Raw genomic sequence first — 16,943 nt, 5'->3', positions numbered from 1 at the left:
GCCTTTTACCAGCCATGGAGGCACGTGCTTATGTCCACGCCAACCACGCTTAATAACGCTGACGATACCCCGGCTGACCGCTCTGATGGTCGGCGCAAGCCCCATATTCTGTCTCGGCAGCTCGTCGCCCAAAGCCGCCTCTTTCAGGTGGAGTCGTTGGATTTACGTTTTGCCAATGGCGAAGAGCGCCAGTTTGAACGCTTAACCGGTGCTGACCGTGGTGCGGTGATGATGGTAGCAATGCCCGATCCCGATCACGTGCTGTTGATTCGCGAGTACGCCGCTGGTTTTGAAGACTACGTGCTCACGCTACCGAAGGGACTGGTGGACCCCGGCGAAGATATTGTCACTGCGGCTAACCGGGAGTTAATGGAAGAGTGCGGCGTTGGTGCCCATCGCATTGAGCCGTTAATAGAGCTCTCATTGGCCCCTAACTATATGCGTCACCGCATGCAGGTACTGCTTGCCACCGACCTCTACCCAAAACGTCTGCCGGGCGATGAGCCTGAGCCACTTATTGTTGAAACCCACCCGATTGAGGACCTCCCCGCGCTGCTGTTGCGCGAGGATTTCCATGAAGCGCGGGCAATAGCCGCCCTTTATATCGCCCGGGACAGGCTTCGGGAGGAAAAGCAAAATAGCGCGGCAAATCTACTCTGAATGAACGCGGGGTGGATTTATCATTCCACCCTGCCATGTAACCCAAAGCTAAGGTCGCCACGCTTCGCTCGCTAGGACGAGCAAGGGCAACCTAGATTGCTTCACTACGTTCGCAATGACAATCAAGGGCATCCGCTTCCCCCTGTCATTGCGAGGAGCGCAGCGACGCGGCAAACTCATCTAGCAGTGGCAAACCAACCCAGATTGCTTCACTACCTTCGCAATGACATTAAGGGCGCCCTAATGTCATTGCGAGGAGCGCAGCGACGCGGCAATCTCATCTAGCAGTGGCAAACCACCCCAGATTGCTTCACTACCTTCGCGAGGACAGGAGAATGAGCGTCGTAATGAAAGGTGAAGTGTAGGATCAATGACATCAGTATGGTGAAATCTCATGCCATTCAGGGTTGAGCGAATCTACCAGGGCGTTTTTCCGCTGGCGAGACCCCGCTTTAAGCTGTTTTTCGCGCCGGATAGCGTCTTCTATGCTACTAGTCTCTTCTAGCCATACCAGCTTGTGACAGCGATATGTGGTGGTGAAGCCCGGTGTTAACCCCTGACGGTGTTCATAAAGCCTACGTTCCAAGTTATTGGTAACGCCTATATAAAGAACACGATGAGTTCGGTTAGTCAGCATGTAGACATGATAACAATGGTTTTTTGTCGACATATCACGACTCTGCGATAATGAATTTCACTTAATCTAACTTTATTTTAGTTACGCTAATAGCCCTGCGTTACTTCCCCATATCATTGTGATATTAGATCCCCATGTCATTGCGAGGAGCGCAGCGACGCGGCAATCTCATCTAACAGTGGCAAACCAACCCAGATCGCCACGCTTCGCTCGCGATGACAAACAAGATCAACCCCAGATTGCTTCACTACGTTCGCAATGACATAGCCTGCCATTAAGGGTGTCCTCATGTCATTGCGAGGAGCGCAGCGACGCGGCAATCTCATCTAGCAGTGGCAAACCACCCCAGATCGCCACGCTTCGCTCGCGATGACAAATAAGATAAACCCCAGATTGCCTCACTACGTTCGCAATGACATAGCCTGCCATTACGAGCGCCCTCATGTCATTGCGAGGAGCGCAGCGACGCGGCAATCTCATCTAACAGTGGCAAACCAACCCAGATCGCCACGCTTCGCTCGCGATGACAAATAAGATAAACCCCAGACTGCCTCACTACGTTCGCAATGACATAGCCTGCCATTACGAGCGCCCTCATGTCATTGCGAGGAGCGCAGCGACGCGGCAATCTCATCTAACAGTGGCAAACCAATCCAGATCGCCACGCTTCGCTCGCGATGACAAATAAGATAAACCCCAGACTGCCTCACTACGTTCGCAATGACATAGCCTGCCATTACGAGCGCCCTCATGTCATTGCGAGGAGCGCAGCGACGCGGCAGTCTCATACTCCGGTGGCAAACTAACCTCGAGATCGCCACGCTTCGCTCGCGATGACAAACAAGATCAACCCCAGATTGCTTCACTACGTTCGCAATGACATAGCCTGCCATTAAGGGCGCCCTCATGTCATTGCGAGGAGCGCAGCGACGCGGCAATCTCATCTAGCAGTGGCAACCAACCCAGATCGCCACGCTTCGCTCGCGATGACAAATAAGATCAACCCCAGATTGCCTCACTACGTTCGCAATGACATAGCCTGCCATTAAGGGTGTCCTCATGTCATTGCGAGGAGCGCAGCGACGCGGCAATCTCATCTAGCAGTGGCAACCAACCCAGATCGCCACGCTTCGCTCGCGATGACAAATAAGATCAACCCCAGATTGCTTCACTACGTTCGCAATGACAAATAAGCGCGAACTCTCCTTACTTAAAACTTATTTTTCAATGAGATCCAGCGCCGTTGGCGGTGGCTGTCCAGGCCTGCTTCCAACAAGGCCATTGAGCGCAACGCGTCATCTACGCTGACCGGTAACGGGGCTTTATCGCGAATGGCGGCGACAATACCCTGATAGTACGCAAGGTAGTCGCCCGGCAGCGTCGGTAGTTCGCGTTGCTCCAGCGGGGCGGTCTCGCCCTCTCCTTCACGCAACGTCAAGATGCCGTGGTGGCGATCTTCCCCCCATTGTGGCGCCGGCGTTTCGCCTGCTTTCAAGCGATCCTCCTGGGGGTCTAAACCGTATTTAACAAAGCTACCCTGGGTGCCATGGAGACGAAAGCGCGGCGTGGGCTCGGCGACCAACGTGCCTGCCGACAAGCTAACGCGAAAGACTTCATAATCCAGCAGCGCCAGAAAGTCATCATCCACTTTGGCACCATCACGCCGTGCGCCAAGCTCCAGCAGAATAGCGTGGGGCATGCCAAACAGCTCGCAGGCTTGATCCAGCAGATGCGGGCCCAGGTCGTACCAGATACCGCCCCCCAACGTGGCCTTTTCGCGCCAACGATCACGCACTTCCGGCCGAAAGCGATCAAAACGTGATTCCACGTTTACCAACCGCCCTAACGACCCTTCTGCCAGCAATGCTTTAATAGTTAAGAAATCACTATCCCAACGACGATTATGGAAAACTGAAAGCAAACGCTCCTTGCTATCGGCCAGTGATTTTAGCAACTTTCCCTCGGAAAGCGTCACCGTAAACGGCTTGTCGACCACGACGTGCTTGCCCGCCGAAAGCGCCGCTTTTGCAATAGAAAAATGCGTATCGTTGGGCGTCGGAATAACGATCAGGTCAATATCGCTGCGCTGGCAAAGCGCCTGCACTTGGCTCTCCACCTCGACACTGGGCAGTGCTGCTTGAACCTTGGCAGCATCGCTTGAGGACACCGCGACCAAGTCCATGCCTTCCGTGGCCTGAATCAGCGGTGCGTGGAAGGTTTGGCTAGCGAAGCCGTAGCCAACTAATCCAACATTAATAATCGCCTTCATAGCATTCCTTTAACTGATGTAGTGCGTTTGTAACTGCGAGCTGTTGCAGCGTGGCTGTCCGTATCAATCTAGCTTACTGAGATCTCTAACGGCTCCTTTATCCGCAGAGGTTGCCAACAGGGCATAGGCTTTGAGCGCTGGGGTGATCTTACGCGGACGCTGTTCGACAGGCTTCCAGGCCATAGCGCCTTTGGCCTCCATCGCTTTGCGGCGGACAGCCAGGTCAGCGTCACTAAGATTAACGTTGATCGATCGGTTGGGAATATCAATGCGAATAAGATCACCCTGCTCAATCAAGCCAATGGCGCCACCCGCCGCGGCTTCAGGTGAAACGTGACCAATCGAGAGGCCCGAAGTACCGCCTGAAAAACGCCCGTCGGTAAGCAGCGCACAGGCCTTACCCAGCCCTTTGGACTTGAGATACGAGGTCGGATAGAGCATTTCCTGCATGCCGGGGCCGCCTTTGGGACCTTCGTAGCGGATGACCACGACGTCCCCCTCTTTCACCTTGTCCGCCAGTACATCCGCCACCGCCTGATCCTGAGATTCGACCACATGGGCGGAGCCTTCAAATACCAGGATGGATTCGTCAACGCCGGCGGTTTTTACCACGCAGCCATCCAGGGCGATATTGCCATACAGCACGGCCAAACCACCTTGCAGAGAAAACGCATGCGCTACATCGCGAATACAACCGGTTGCACGGTCGCCATCCAGGCTTGGCCAGCGGGCGCTTTGGGAAAAGGCGGTTTGAGTCGGAACACCACCCGGCCCGGCTTTGAAGAACTCAACCACCTCGGCGCTGGGCGAGCGCATGATATCCCACTCATCCAGCGCGGCGCGAAGCGTGTCGCCGTAGACAGTCGGCACTGAGGTATCCAAGACGCCAGCACGATCCAGCTCGCCCAGAATCGCCATGATACCGCCTGCACGGTGGACATCTTCGATATGGTATTTCTGGGTGTTAGGGGCGACTTTGCATAGCTGAGGCACTTCACGAGAGAGCCGGTCGATATCCGACATGGTGAAATCCAGCTCCGCTTCCTGAGCCGCCGCGAGAAAGTGCAAAATGGTGTTAGTGGAACCGCCCATGGCGATATCCAGTGTCATGGCGTTTTTAAACGCCGCCTTAGAGGCAATGGCGCGGGGCAGCAGGTGCGTCTCGTCACCTTCGTAGTAACGTTTGGCAAGCTCGACGATACGTTGGCCGGCGGTTTCAAACAGGCGACGGCGATCTGAGTGAGTCGCCAGCACCGTGCCATTACCCGGCAGCGCCAAGCCCAGCGCTTCGGTTAAACAGTTCATTGAGTTGGCAGTAAACATGCCCGAGCAACTGCCACAGGTAGGACAAGCGCTACGCTCCACTTCCGCCAGGGTTTCATCATCAACACTGTCGTCAGCGGCCATCACCATGGCGTCAACCAAATCCAATCCATGGTTCAGCAGCTTGGTTTTACCCGCCTCCATGGGGCCGCCGGAGACAAAAATAACCGGGATATTGAGGCGTAAAGCCGCCATCAACATGCCTGGCGTAATCTTGTCGCAATTGGATATACATACCAGCGCATCAGCGCAGTGAGCGTTGCACATGTACTCAACACTATCGGCGATCAGGTCACGGCTGGGCAACGAATAGAGCATGCCGTCGTGGCCCATGGCGATGCCATCGTCCACCGCAATGGTATTGAACTCTTTAGCAACGCCACCGGCTTTCTCAATTTCACGCGCTACTAGCTGGCCCATGTCTTTCAAGTGCACGTGGCCCGGCACAAACTGGGTGAACGAGTTGGCAACAGCAATAATCGGCTTTTGAAAGTCGCCATCCTGCATACCGGTGGCGCGCCATAGCGCACGGGCGCCGGCCATATTGCGGCCAGCGGTGGTGGTACGTGAGCGATACTCTGGCATGGTCTTGTCTACTCTTCTTTTAATGTCTTTTTTAAGAACTGTTTTTAAGTGCTGTTTTTAAGAACTGTTTGTAAGAGCTATTTTGAATGGCTGTCTTCAATGTCTATTTTTAGACTATTTTGATAATCATCTAAACGGCGCGATCTCGCCTTTCGATGACTAGCGTTTGACGTTTATAGTTTAATTGCCCGCGGCCAAAAAACGGGGCCAAGCGTATTCTGAAAGATATCAGCAGCCTTTGATTGTGGCATGAGTGATGCGCTGACACTAGATGCTGAGGATAGGGGCAGTGAGGGATAGCGAGGATAGCGCCGTCCATGGCGCGGAATGATTAAAAGGCGTCCCAGGCCTCTTCGGCTGAAGGGGCCTGGCTAGTACGCGTTGGTGTGGGAGCAGTTGATGAGGCTAATGTAAGTGGAGTCGCCGTTAACGAAGGCGTGGCTGTAAGCTCGGTTTGCTTTTGTAGTCGCGCTTGCGCTGTTTCGCTACTTTCTACTGCCGCTCCCTCCAAGCGGAAGGCAGCAATAACATTGGCAAGCCCTAGCGCTTCGCGGGTGAGGTCTTGAGCGGCGCTTGATATCGATTGCACCTTAGCGGCATTTTGCTGGGTCACATCATCCATCTCGGAGACGGCCGTGTTGATTTGAGCGATACCGCTGCTTTGTTCATCAGACGCGGTACTGATCTCTTCCATAATGTCGCTGACCTTCATTACCTGAGTAACGACCTGCTCAATAGCGGCTTCAGCCTCTTTCACCGCCAGCGCGCCACCGCTGATTTCCTGTGAGGAAGAGTCGATCAAACGACGAATTTCTCCCGCGGCATCGGCGCTACGGCCCGCCAGATTGCGTACTTCATTGGCCACGACGGCAAAGCCACGTCCCTGCTCACCAGCACGGGCGGCCTCTACAGAGGCATTCAGCGCCAGAATATTGGTTTGAAAGGCAATACTGTCAATTACGCTAATGATATCGGTCATTTTACCGGCGCTTGAGGCGATGCGGTCCATCCGCTCGACCAGGGCCTGCATACGCTCACCGGTTTCACGGCTAGTGCTGGCATTTTGCATCGCTAACTGATTCGCTTGACGAGCATTTTCGCTATTTTGCTGCACCGTCACGGTCATTTGATCCATGCTAGAGGCTGTTTGCTGCAACGATGATGCTTGCTGCTCGGTGCGTGATGCCAAGTCTTCGTTTTGCTGCTTAATATGCTCAGAAGCAGGCGTGACGACAGCCACTTTATTGCCTACGTCGGTGATAAGCCCGGACAGACTGGCACGCATGGTTTCCAGTGACGTTAACAACTCACCGAGTTCGTCATTGCGCGTTAACGTTACCCGGTTGGCGAGATTTCCGGCGGCAATTTGGAAGGTAACCCGGCGCGCTTCGTTAAGTGATTGAATCAGTGATTTGAGTATCGCGATACTTAGGCCAAGCATTAACACGATACCCATTACCACGATGCCCAATTGGCCATATAGCAGTACATGGTGCTGCTGCTCAGCATTCTCCATCAAGTCAGACGCTGCGGCTCGCTCCTGATCCACCAACAAATTAACATCAGCGCTAATGCTCTCAGAGGCGGGCTGCGCAACATCATTAAAAGCCTCAAAGGCGGCAAACCCATTGCCGTCACGAATAGCGGTCATGGTGGTTTCAAGCGCTCCCATAAAGACGGTGAGATGCGCCTGTAAGTCTGACTGCAAACTCCCTCCTTCACGCTCGTCACTATACGCAAGCCACGCCTGCTCCAAATCAGCCTGCATACTGATGAGTTGGCTTTCAAGTAAATCGAGGTCGGCACGCCGAGGATTACGCACGGCAGGCTCAAGCGCTTGGTTTGCCTGGCTCACCCGCTGGTCTATTTGCTGCAGATAACTAATGCCTTCAAGGCCGGTCTGGTTGAGGATGCGCAGCCGCTCAGCAGAGCTGGTTAAACTGTACACACCCGCAGCGCCCGCTATCACCAGCAGCAATACCGATGCCACCACCATACCTATTAACTTGGCCTGCATACTGCTGAAACTAAAGCGCTTAACAAAACCACGCACTCCCGCAGGGCGCAGCGCACCATAATGGAGCTTAACACCCCGCGTTTTGCCCTGCTCCATTGAGGCATACACGCGCTCAGCTCGCTCAATGTCGTCAGCCTTGGCTTTACGTCGAATGGAGGTATAACCCACTATCTGCTCATCACCCAGCAGTGGCGCAATCGTGGTATGCATCCAATAAGCTTCGCCGTCTTGACGACGATTTTTAATCAGACCACTCCAGGTTTTCCCTGCTTCAATGGTCTCCCATAGATTATGAAAAACGGCTTGGGGCATACTGGGATGGCGAAATAGGCTATGCGGTTTTCCGATCATCGCTTCCAGCGAATAGCCACTCATCATCACAAATGACTGGTTAGCGTAGGTGATTCTGCCCTGCAGATCCGAGCGTGAAATCAACACGTCGTCATCGGATAACTCATAAACAGCGGATGCTGCTGGTACGGCATTATGCATTTAAACCCCCTACTTTTTATTGAAAGCTTGCGCCACCTTTAGGCTTAGTGGCTCCTTTGTGCCAAGGCGTTTCAATTAGAGGTAATGCATGAAATATGCCACCGCAAAGGGTGGCATATCACTAAAACGAATAAAGGCGAATCAAGCACCTAACAGCGTTATCTGTCGGACTAAAATTCTTCCCACTGGTCGGCGCGAGGCTGTGCTGGAGAGGGTACTGAAGAGTGTGCTGAGTGAGTCTTCGCCCGCTGCTCGGTAGGAGCAGGTAACCCGCGAGTCGCTTTACTGTGCGCTTGGTTGGCCTGCTGTAGCTTCGCGCGTGCGTCTTGAATGCTCTCAGCTTGAGCACCTTCCAAGCGAAAGGCGTCGACTACGTTAGCAAGTTCAAAGGCTTCCAGAGAAAGGTTATCCGCCGAGGCCGCTATCGTCTGCACCTTAGAGGCGTTCTGTTGAGTCACAAGATCCATTTCGGCAATCGCTGAATTGATTTGACCAATACCGCCACTCTGCTCAGAAGAGGCAGTGCTGATCGACTCCATTAATTCACTCACCCGACTCACCTGTTGCGAGACCTCCTCAATCGCCCGCTCGGCTTGCTCAACGGCAGTACGCCCGCCACCGACCTCTTGGGTGGTGCTATCGATCATTTTGCGAATTTCCTGAGCAGCATCGGCGCTTCGTCCTGCCAGGTTGCGTACTTCGCTTGCCACCACGGCAAATCCACGCCCGTGTTCGCCTGCGCGAGCAGCTTCAACTGAAGCGTTAAGCGCCAGGATATTGGTTTGAAAGGCGATGCCATCAATGACGCTGATCATTTCCTTCATCTTCTCGGCACTCTGGGCGATACGCTGCATGCGCTCCACCAACTGCTGCATTTTTTGCCCCGTGTCGCGGGTACTCTCAGCGTTTTGCGCCGCCAAATCGGTAGCCTGACGGGCATTCTGGGTATTCTGCTGAACCGTCGAGGTCATTTCTTCCATACTCGACGCCGTTTGTTGAAGCGATGACGCTTGCTGCTCAGTGCGAGAGGATAGCTCTTCGTTCTCAGCGGCAATCTGTTGTATCGCGGGGGTCACTACCGATACGCGACTTTCTACATCGCCCACAATACTGGAGAGACTAAACCGCATGGTATCCAGCGAGTAGAGCAGCTCGCCGAGCTCGTCGTTGCTTTGACGACGCTCCCTCGCGGCCAGGTTACCTGCCGCAATTTGGAAAGTGATAAAACGCGCTCCTGATAGGCTGCGGAATAACGACTTTAAAATCATGACGCTTAAGCCAATCATCACCAAAAAGCCCACCGCCAGTAAGGCTAGCTGGGCAATCAGCATATGTTGGCGACTGCTTTGCGCCTCGGTAACCAACATTTCAGCATTGGTGCGTACTTGATCAACAAGCGCGCTATTCATTTCACGAAGCGACTGAGTCGTAGGTACTACGACATCATTAAAGGCTTCAAAAGCCGCAAATCCATTGCCGTCCTGTATGGCCACCAAGGTAGATTCTATAGCGGCTATCCAGGTGGTCAACGCGCTATCATAGGCTTGATTAGCCGCATCGCTGGCTCGGTCATCAACGTAATAGTTTGACCACAGCGTTTGCATGGCCTGCTTATATTGATCCATTTCGGCGTTGACGACACCGATATCTACCCGGCGCGGATTACGCACCGCAGGCTCTAAGGTTTCGATGGATTGACCAAGGTAGCTCTCTATTTGCTGAAGTGCAGCGACCTCACCCAGCCCTGAATGGTTGATTTTTTCAAGCCGCTCGCCGGAAACCATCAACGCATAAACGCCTAAACCACCAGCCAATGAGAGCAACAATAACGACGCCACCACCATCGTAATAAGCTTGGCTTTCAGGCTACTAAACTGAAGGCGAGACAGCAGGCCTACCACCCCTTTCCGGCGTAGCGCTCCCTGAACAAGTTTATAGTGCCTCGACTTACCCTTTGCCCGAATGTCGGCATAGGTTGTTTCCGCCAGCGCAATAGCTTTCTCTGGCGCTTTGCGACGTACCGAGGTGTAGCCGACGATGCGCTCACCATCGCGTAGCGGTGCAACCGTGGCATGCACCCAGTAATGATCGCCGTTTTTACGTCGGTTTTTGACCACCCCCTGCCAGGTCAGTCCGGCCTGAATGGTTTTCCAAAAGTCCGCGTAGGCGGCTTCGGGCATATCAGGGTGGCGCAATAAGTTATGTGGTGAACCGATGAGCTCGTCACGGCTGTAGCCACTTACTTCTACAAACGTCGGGTTTGCATAAGTCACGTTGCCCTTTAAATCCGAACGTGAAATGAGAACCGCTTCTTCGCTTAGGACATATTCACGTTGAGTGACGGGCTGATTATTGCGCATTAGTGCTCCAAACATTAGATAAACTTAATTTTTTGTTCAGCTATGCGCTATTATTACGACTGTTTCGGTTTGCAAAACGGTAAACAAAAGTAAAAAAAGCGCCATACTTTCGTATGGCGCTTTAAAACACATAATAATTTTAGTTAGCTATCTAATTAGGTATCTAACGTGTTAACTAATTCGCTAATTGATCATTTACTTTTACCAAATACGACCTCTGCTACATCACGGTAGCGTTTGGCAAAATGCACCGTTACCCCCTCCTTTAAATAGTCAGGTAATTCTTCATAATCTCGCCGATTGGCATCGGGAAGAATAAGCTCGAAGATATCGCTACGCCGAGCGGCGATCACCTTCTCACGAATTCCACCCACGGGAAGCACCTGCCCCGTTAAGGTTAGCTCCCCGGTCATTGCCAATGGCCTATCAATGGCATGATGCTTGGCCAGCGACAGTAGTGCGGTGGTCATGGTGACACCAGCCGAAGGACCATCTTTAGGCGTTGCACCCTCCGGAACGTGAAGATGCACAAACGCCGAGTCGAAGAAATCTGAGTCGGCCCCATACTCCTGTAGATGCCCTAAGGTATAGCTGTAGGCAATGTTGGCCGACTCCTGCATCACTTCACCAAGCTTGCCCGTCAACTTAAAGCCGCGATCCAGCGAGTGCACCTTGCCCGCTTCAATAGGTAGCGTGGCGCCCCCCATGGACGTCCATGCCAAGCCAGTCACCACGCCTTCGCCGGTAAGCACTTTTTCCTTGCGGAATAGCGGCGCACCGAGAAACTCTTCAAGGTTCTTGACCGAGATCTTGACCGTTTCAAGGTCTTCTTCAAGCAGCTTAACCGCCGACTTCCGTACAATCCGGTGCAGCTGTTTTTCTAGCTGACGCACCCCAGCTTCACGCGCATAGCCTTCGATTACCTGCTTTAAAGCGGCATCGGATAAATTGATACGCTTTTTGGGCAGGTTATCCCGTTTCAGCAGCTTCGGCCAAAGGTGGTGCTTGGCAATCGCCAGCTTCTCTTCGGCGATATAGCCGGAAAGGCGAATCTGCTCCATACGGTCTAGCAACGGCCCGGGAATCGAATCCAAGGTATTGGCCGTACACACAAACAGCACCTTGGAAAGGTCCATCCGCACATCTAGATAGTGATCGAGAAAGTCGACGTTCTGCTCTGGGTCGAGTACTTCAAGCAGCGCCGAGGCGGGATCGCCTTGAAAGGACTGTCCCAGCTTATCGATCTCATCAAGCATAATGACGGGGTTTTCGACTTCGACTTCTTTAAACGCCTGCACCAGCTTGCCGGGCATCGCGCCTACATAGGTACGACGGTGCCCTTTAATCTCGGCTTCATCGCGCATACCGCCTACCGAGAAACGGTAAAACTCGCGTCCTAGCGCTTCAGCAATCGAGCGTCCAATCGATGTTTTACCCACCCCTGGCGGGCCGACGAGCAGCACAATGGAGCCGCCCACATCACCTTTGAACGTGCCCTCAGCCAGAAACTCGATGATGCGTTCTTTAACATCTTTCAGGCCATCATGATCGCGGTCTAATACTTGGCGGGCATGGGGTAGATCCAACTGATCCTGACTGGTCACGCCCCACGGCAGAGACGTGAGCCAATCCAGATAGTTTCGCGTCGTGCCGTACTCAGGCGAGCCTGTTTCCAGCACACTGAGTTTATTGAGCTCGTCATCGATGCGCGTTTGAACGCGCTCGGGCACCACCAACGACTCTAGCCGGGCTCGAAACGTATCGACATCGTTTTCACGATCATCTTTCGAAATTCCCAGCTCTCGCTGAATCACCTTAAGCTGCTCGCGCAGGAAGAACTCGCGCTGGCGATCCTGCATTTGAGCATTGACCTGCTCGCTAATCTCGCCTTGAAGCAGCGCTACATCGATCTCTTTACGCAGCAGCGGCAATACTTTCTGCATCCGCTCACCGACCGGCAACGTGGCAAGCACATCTTGCAGCTCAGGGCCTTTTGCGGAAGTGATCGCAGCGGCAAAGTCGGTCAATGGGCCCGGTTGATGGGGGCTAAACCGGTTTAAATAGTGCTTCAGCTCTTCGCCATACAGCGGGTTGATCGGCAACAGTTCCTTGATGCCGTTGATAATCGCCATCGCATAGGCACGGGTCTCTTCATTCTCCGCGTCAACCGGCTCTTTGGGATAGCTCACTTCAACCAGATAAGGCGGCTCTTTAGATAGCCAGCGGGTGATTTTGAAACGCTGAATGCCCTGAGCAATAAACTGGATCTGTTCGTCTTCACCTTTGAGCTTGTGCACCTTGACCGCAGTACCGATCTCAGGGAAGCCTTCATGATCAAGCGACGTAACGCCCTGTTCACCAACAAACGCAACGCCCAAGGTGTGGTGAGGCGTATTGCCCACGCGACGCATGGTCTCTTCCCAGCGCTCGCGATTGACTACCAGCGGCTGTACCTGGGCGGGAAAAAAGGGGCGGTTATGAATAGGCAGCAGATAAATACGCTCGGGCATCATCTCGCTGGCGGGCACTATCGAGTTTACCCGTTCGCCGTCGGAACGATACTCTTCGCCATCCTGCCCCTCCGTCTTGCGGGTTTCATCAGGGCTGGATGACTCTTCTTCATCAATTTGCCAATCGGGGTGGTCGTGATCGCGTTCGTAATCCTGGTCGCTCATGCATCCTCCAATAAGCCGATATCGACGGTGAGAACCGTCTATCATTGACCATGGAATGCGGGCAGTTCGGCTAAACTTCAACCCTTGGGGGACGGCAATTAAGAACTAAGGCCAGAGCTGGGGCATGGGACGGCCGTTCACACGCAAAACACCGCGGATCACATCGAACTGAAGCTCGCGGGTGCCGAGCGGTAGCCCTAACCATAGCGCCGCAACGGTGGGCGCGTCATGCCAGGTGAAATCGCCGTCAACTCGTTCGAGCCACTGCGCCTGTTCTTTCTTTTTATCAAGCTTCACCACGCTAAGCTCATCTAGCTTGCGGTCATCGAAGAACAGCGCGCCATCCGCATCAAGGCGAATACCCAGCAAAGGGCTATCGATGGCAATCGTGGGCACATCCAAACGCGGTGAGTCGCTAAGCATATGTCGCAAATCCGGCTCAAGACGCGCTAACAACCCTTCCGCCATGGGGAGACTGGCATCTCCCCAAGCCGCCTCTTGACGCAAGCGGCGAATTACCTGACGAACCGCATCCGCATTAATACGCGAAAGCTCCATTTCCAACCGCCCGTTGAGCAGTGGCGTGTCGGGCTCCTCTGAGGGTACCAGTACGTCCCCCAACTCCAAATCAACTTTGATGCGTAGCTCGCTCTCATCCAGCACCGTATGGCTGTTGACGTCGAGAGGCGACAGCTGGATATCGTAAGAGGGGTAACTCAGTTTCAGACTTTCAACATGCAGATGATCGCGTTGGGCAAAATGATAGGCGCCATCGGTATAGGTATAACGACTTTCCAGAACCGAGGGACCCAGGACTAGCTGGGCCATTCCGTCAGTAAGCGTCAACTGATCCAATAAAGCACGCAAACGCCAGTCACCAAACACCCCTTCCAGGCGTAAACGCCCTCCCCTTACCGCTAGCTCGCGCCCATTCTGTTGAATAACAAAAGGCGCAAGGGCAAGTCGCAGTTCACTGTGGCCGCTAAGGGTATGATAACGACCTTGCCAGCGTGGCACCGAAGGCACGGTCACTTCGCCAACCGCCTGCTGCAATACGGTATCCAAACGGGGTAAAACGGTACCTTCAACATCAGTACTTAAAATACCGTGCCGCGCCCGATAGGTGAGTTCAAGACGCCAGGGACGCCCTAGAAGGGGGGATAGAATCAGCCTTCCCTGAGAAGTAAGCCATCCTTGGCGGCTCTCTGTACGGTTAACGCGCCATTCGCCGCGTGCTTCCAAATCTTCCAGTGCCTGGCGGAGGCTACGTTCAAACAGCACGCTTGAGAGCAGCTGCGCTGCCAGCCACACCACCGCGATTATCGCCAGCGTAGGGACAATTAAACGTTCCTTGCGCATGCTGCCTCCTTGAAGCTAACGCAACTGAAAGACCTTATCAGCTGACCGTGCTTCCTACCCGCCTTTTAGCACCATCATTGCCAGATCACTAGTGCAGCCAGTACCACAAATGCATAGTACTCCAGGCGTAGATCCCTGCCATCACATCATCGATCATAATACCAAAACCACCCGCCACCCGCCGATCAGCCCAGCGGATTGGCCAGGGTTTAAACACATCGAAAATACGGAATACCACAAACCCCCATAGCGCCGCTTCCCATGAAAAAGGCACCGCCGCCATGGTCAACCAGTAGCCGACAAACTCATCCCATACGATGCCGGAGTGGTCGTGAACACCTAAGTCTTTCGAGGTTTTATCGCACAGCCAAACGCCAATGACAAAGGCAACAAAACAAATGCCTAAATACCAACCCAGGGGCAAGTCCGCCATCATCCAGTAAAACGGAATCGCCGCCAGTGTGCCGAAGGTGCCCGGTGCCCAAGGCACCGTGCCACTCCCTAGCCCGAAGGCAAAAAAATGTGTTGGGCGACGCCAGACACTTTTCGGTGCATGATTCATGGCGTTTCCCCACTGAAATGCTGCCAGCCAGCGTAATTACCCAGATCCCGTTGATCCGAGGCATTAACACCCAATGTTTCACTACAGCGACCGATGACCGTCAGCGCCAGGCCAAGCGATACCAAACGCCGTTGCGCTTTTTCCAGGTTGTTAGGGTTTAACGTCACTAGCAGTTCGTAGTCATCTCCTCCAGAAAGCGCCGCGGCTAAGGCTGCCTCTTCGCCCAGTGCTTCTAACAAGCCCTCGGCTAGCGGTATCGAATCCAGCTCGATGACCGCCCCTACCTGAGAGCGTTCACGAAGGTGGGCTAAATCGGCTAGCAATCCATCGGAAATATCCATCGCGGCGGTGGCTAAACCACGCAGCGCTACACCAGCCGCTAAGCGTGGCTCAGGCAATAAATAACGGCGCATCAACGGATGCGTTTCATCTCGCTCACCCTTTTGCCAAAGTGCCAAGCCACCGGCTCCGCCACCTAACGCGCCCGTTACCGCGATAAGATCCCCCGCCTTAGCGCCACTCCGGGTCAAGGCGTCGCCTATCGGCACCTCCCCCATTACGGTAACGCCTATCGACAGCGCGCCGGAGGTGACATCACCTCCCACCAGTACCGTCTTGTGCTGTTGGCAAAGCGAACGAAAACCGCGTGAATAGTCGCTTAGCCACGCGTGAGTGGCCTGATCATCGGCAAACCGGCGCTGATCAAAGGTTAACGCCATTAAACACCAGCGCGACACCGCCCCCATGGCGGCCAAATCGCTCAGCGCAACGGCCAACGCACGGTGGCCCACCGCAAAGGCAGGTGCTTCGCGGGGAAAATGTACATCGACAACCGACGTATCGACGCTCACGGTTAACTGTTGACCGACGGTCGGTGTTAACAGTGTCGCATCGTCTCCGCTTCCGAGCGTGACGCCATTGGACGCAGCGGTCACCTCTTGCGGTGACATAAAGTAGCGTCGGATCAAATCAAATTCGGCAAGCACAAAGGCCCCTTAAACGCATTGTCATGCCGCTCGCGTTCATAGACGACGAGCGCTGACCTCGGCACTACGCAGGCGAATCGCCAGCTTATCAAGAATGCCGTTCACGTATTTATGGCCATCAGTGGCGCCAAATGACTTAGCCAGCTCAACGCCTTCGTTAATCACGACACGATAAGGTACTTCCATGCGCCGTGAAAGCTCGTAAGCGCCTAGCCGCAGAATCGCCAGTTCCACCGCATCCAGATCTTCCAGACGACGGTCTAGCAAAGGAGAGATTTCGCGATCGAGCTCCGCTTTAAAGCGTACGGTGTTGTGCAGCAGCTCGTGAAACATTGCTTTGTCAGCAATTTCCATCACCTTCACCCAGTTTTCGTGATCTTCCAAGTCGTCGTCCGCGACTTGGCTACGAAACTCAGCTTCGATGGAAGTAATGGACTTACCCGTCATCTGCCACTGATAAAGCCCCTGTACCGTCAACTCTCGGGCGGCATGTCGGCTCTGCTGAGCGGCTGATGGCTTGCGTTCGCTCATTGGGAGTCTCCTGCCGGTAGCGCGCGTAGCAATGAGACCATTTCCATGGCGGCCATCGCGGCTTCAGTACCTTTATTGCCGGCTTTGGTGCCTGCCCGTTCAATCGCCTGCTCTATCGACTCGACGGTTAGCACGCCGTTCGCGACCGGCGTGTCAAATTCAAGCTGAAGATGGTTGATTGCCGTGTTGCAACCCCCTGCCACATACTCAAAGTGGGGTGTCCCGCCGCGAATGACGGCGCCAAGCGCAATGACAGCGTCGGGTTTCATGCCTTTGAGGACACGTTTAACGGCTAGCGGCAGTTCCCAGGCCCCCGGTACGTGAACAATATGGATATGCTCCGGATCAACGCCATGACGGGTCAAACTATCGACAGCACCTTCCACCAGACTGTCGACGACGTGATGATTAAAACGGCCAACGACGATGACATAATGACCGTCAACGTCAACAAAAGTACCTTCAACTTGTGAGAGGGAGTGCATCA

The 16,943-nt window shown here is 54.0% G+C and carries 16 protein-coding genes; 1 reads left to right on the top strand and 15 read right to left on the bottom strand.

Annotated features, from left to right (window positions below):
* The first annotated feature begins 30 nt into the window (after nucleotides 1-30).
* Nucleotides 31-660 (top strand): ADP compounds hydrolase NudE, encoded by a 630-nt coding sequence (gene nudE, locus ACFFLD_RS09290; protein WP_386039401.1) that lies wholly within the window; start codon nucleotides 31-33, stop codon nucleotides 658-660.
* Nucleotides 661-1,036: 376 nt separating this feature from the next.
* Here nudE and ACFFLD_RS09285 read toward each other — a convergent pair whose 3' ends face one another.
* From ACFFLD_RS09285 to ribH, 15 genes are all read right to left on the bottom strand, one after another.
* Nucleotides 1,037-1,330 carry a GIY-YIG nuclease family protein gene (locus ACFFLD_RS09285; RefSeq protein WP_386039399.1) on the bottom strand — a complete coding sequence of 98 codons (294 nt, stop codon included), beginning with the start codon at nucleotides 1,328-1,330 and terminating at the stop codon, nucleotides 1,037-1,039.
* Nucleotides 1,331-1,434: 104 nt separating this feature from the next.
* On the bottom strand, nucleotides 1,435-1,572 hold the full coding sequence (locus tag ACFFLD_RS09280; RefSeq protein ID WP_386039397.1) for a hypothetical protein: 138 nt from the start codon (nucleotides 1,570-1,572) through the stop codon (nucleotides 1,435-1,437).
* 16 nt (nucleotides 1,573-1,588) lie between these two features.
* Nucleotides 1,589-1,726 (bottom strand): hypothetical protein, encoded by a 138-nt coding sequence (locus tag ACFFLD_RS09275; RefSeq protein ID WP_386039395.1) that lies wholly within the window; start codon nucleotides 1,724-1,726, stop codon nucleotides 1,589-1,591.
* A gap of 16 nt (nucleotides 1,727-1,742) precedes the next feature.
* Nucleotides 1,743-1,880 carry a hypothetical protein gene (locus ACFFLD_RS09270; RefSeq protein WP_386039393.1) on the bottom strand — a complete coding sequence of 46 codons (138 nt, stop codon included), beginning with the start codon at nucleotides 1,878-1,880 and terminating at the stop codon, nucleotides 1,743-1,745.
* Between the two features lie 16 nt (nucleotides 1,881-1,896).
* Nucleotides 1,897-2,034 carry a hypothetical protein gene (locus tag ACFFLD_RS09265; protein ID WP_386039391.1) on the bottom strand — a complete coding sequence of 46 codons (138 nt, stop codon included), beginning with the start codon at nucleotides 2,032-2,034 and terminating at the stop codon, nucleotides 1,897-1,899.
* Nucleotides 2,035-2,507: 473 nt separating this feature from the next.
* A complete protein-coding gene (locus ACFFLD_RS09260) occupies nucleotides 2,508-3,566 on the bottom strand; it encodes an oxidoreductase (protein WP_386039388.1) in 1,059 nt (352 codons plus the stop codon).
* A gap of 63 nt (nucleotides 3,567-3,629) precedes the next feature.
* The gene (gene ilvD, locus ACFFLD_RS09255) at nucleotides 3,630-5,474 is read right to left on the bottom strand and encodes a dihydroxy-acid dehydratase (protein WP_386039386.1); all 1,845 of its coding nucleotides are present in this window, start codon (nucleotides 5,472-5,474) and stop codon (nucleotides 3,630-3,632) included.
* A 331-nt stretch (nucleotides 5,475-5,805) separates the two neighbouring features.
* A complete protein-coding gene (locus ACFFLD_RS09250; RefSeq protein ID WP_386039383.1) occupies nucleotides 5,806-7,983 on the bottom strand; it encodes a methyl-accepting chemotaxis protein in 2,178 nt (725 codons plus the stop codon).
* Between the two features lie 170 nt (nucleotides 7,984-8,153).
* The gene (locus ACFFLD_RS09245) at nucleotides 8,154-10,343 is read right to left on the bottom strand and encodes a methyl-accepting chemotaxis protein (RefSeq protein ID WP_386039380.1); all 2,190 of its coding nucleotides are present in this window, start codon (nucleotides 10,341-10,343) and stop codon (nucleotides 8,154-8,156) included.
* A gap of 191 nt (nucleotides 10,344-10,534) precedes the next feature.
* Nucleotides 10,535-13,018 carry an endopeptidase La gene (gene lon, locus ACFFLD_RS09240; RefSeq protein WP_386039378.1) on the bottom strand — a complete coding sequence of 828 codons (2,484 nt, stop codon included), beginning with the start codon at nucleotides 13,016-13,018 and terminating at the stop codon, nucleotides 10,535-10,537.
* Between the two features lie 105 nt (nucleotides 13,019-13,123).
* Nucleotides 13,124-14,377: a DUF945 family protein gene (locus tag ACFFLD_RS09235; RefSeq protein ID WP_386039375.1), complete on the bottom strand. Its 1,254-nt coding sequence runs from the start codon at nucleotides 14,375-14,377 to the stop codon at nucleotides 13,124-13,126.
* 88 nt (nucleotides 14,378-14,465) lie between these two features.
* Nucleotides 14,466-14,939 (bottom strand): phosphatidylglycerophosphatase A family protein, encoded by a 474-nt coding sequence (locus ACFFLD_RS09230; RefSeq protein ID WP_386039373.1) that lies wholly within the window; start codon nucleotides 14,937-14,939, stop codon nucleotides 14,466-14,468.
* Nucleotides 14,936-15,925: a thiamine-phosphate kinase gene (gene thiL / locus ACFFLD_RS09225; RefSeq protein WP_386039371.1), complete on the bottom strand. Its 990-nt coding sequence runs from the start codon at nucleotides 15,923-15,925 to the stop codon at nucleotides 14,936-14,938. The genes ACFFLD_RS09230 and thiL overlap by 4 nt, the downstream gene beginning before the upstream one ends.
* A 36-nt stretch (nucleotides 15,926-15,961) precedes the next feature.
* Complete coding sequence (gene nusB / locus ACFFLD_RS09220) at nucleotides 15,962-16,456, bottom strand: transcription antitermination factor NusB (protein ID WP_386039369.1); 495 nt, start codon at nucleotides 16,454-16,456, stop codon at nucleotides 15,962-15,964.
* Complete coding sequence (ribH, locus tag ACFFLD_RS09215) at nucleotides 16,453-16,941, bottom strand: 6,7-dimethyl-8-ribityllumazine synthase (RefSeq protein WP_386039367.1); 489 nt, start codon at nucleotides 16,939-16,941, stop codon at nucleotides 16,453-16,455. Before ribH ends, nusB begins: the two co-directional genes overlap by 4 nt.
* Nucleotides 16,942-16,943 lie beyond the last annotated feature (2 nt).

The organism is Vreelandella sulfidaeris, assembly GCF_042429665.1.
GTDB lineage: Bacteria > Pseudomonadota > Gammaproteobacteria > Pseudomonadales > Halomonadaceae > Vreelandella.
The sequence above is the reverse complement of the archived record's forward strand: the minus strand, read 5'-3'. Positions and strand labels throughout refer to the sequence as shown.

Bases quoted from the DNA above. Each gene is read 5' to 3' on its own strand.
- nudE (WP_386039401.1), top strand. From the start codon at position 31: ATGTCCACGCCAACCACGCTTAATAACGCTGACGATACCCCGGCTGAC.
- ACFFLD_RS09285 (WP_386039399.1), bottom strand. From the start codon at position 1,330: ATGTCGACAAAAAACCATTGTTATCATGTCTACATGCTGACTAACCGA.
- ACFFLD_RS09280 (WP_386039397.1), bottom strand. From the start codon at position 1,572: ATGGCAGGCTATGTCATTGCGAACGTAGTGAAGCAATCTGGGGTTGAT.
- ACFFLD_RS09275 (WP_386039395.1), bottom strand. From the start codon at position 1,726: ATGGCAGGCTATGTCATTGCGAACGTAGTGAGGCAATCTGGGGTTTAT.
- ACFFLD_RS09270 (WP_386039393.1), bottom strand. From the start codon at position 1,880: ATGGCAGGCTATGTCATTGCGAACGTAGTGAGGCAGTCTGGGGTTTAT.
- ACFFLD_RS09265 (WP_386039391.1), bottom strand. From the start codon at position 2,034: ATGGCAGGCTATGTCATTGCGAACGTAGTGAGGCAGTCTGGGGTTTAT.
- ACFFLD_RS09260 (WP_386039388.1), bottom strand. From the start codon at position 3,566: ATGAAGGCGATTATTAATGTTGGATTAGTTGGCTACGGCTTCGCTAGC.
- ilvD (WP_386039386.1), bottom strand. From the start codon at position 5,474: ATGCCAGAGTATCGCTCACGTACCACCACCGCTGGCCGCAATATGGCC.
- ACFFLD_RS09250 (WP_386039383.1), bottom strand. From the start codon at position 7,983: ATGCATAATGCCGTACCAGCAGCATCCGCTGTTTATGAGTTATCCGAT.
- ACFFLD_RS09245 (WP_386039380.1), bottom strand. From the start codon at position 10,343: ATGCGCAATAATCAGCCCGTCACTCAACGTGAATATGTCCTAAGCGAA.
- lon (WP_386039378.1), bottom strand. From the start codon at position 13,018: ATGAGCGACCAGGATTACGAACGCGATCACGACCACCCCGATTGGCAA.
- ACFFLD_RS09235 (WP_386039375.1), bottom strand. From the start codon at position 14,377: ATGCGCAAGGAACGTTTAATTGTCCCTACGCTGGCGATAATCGCGGTG.
- ACFFLD_RS09230 (WP_386039373.1), bottom strand. From the start codon at position 14,939: ATGAATCATGCACCGAAAAGTGTCTGGCGTCGCCCAACACATTTTTTT.
- nusB (WP_386039369.1), bottom strand. From the start codon at position 16,456: ATGAGCGAACGCAAGCCATCAGCCGCTCAGCAGAGCCGACATGCCGCC.
- ribH (WP_386039367.1), bottom strand. From the start codon at position 16,941: ATGCACTCCCTCTCACAAGTTGAAGGTACTTTTGTTGACGTTGACGGT.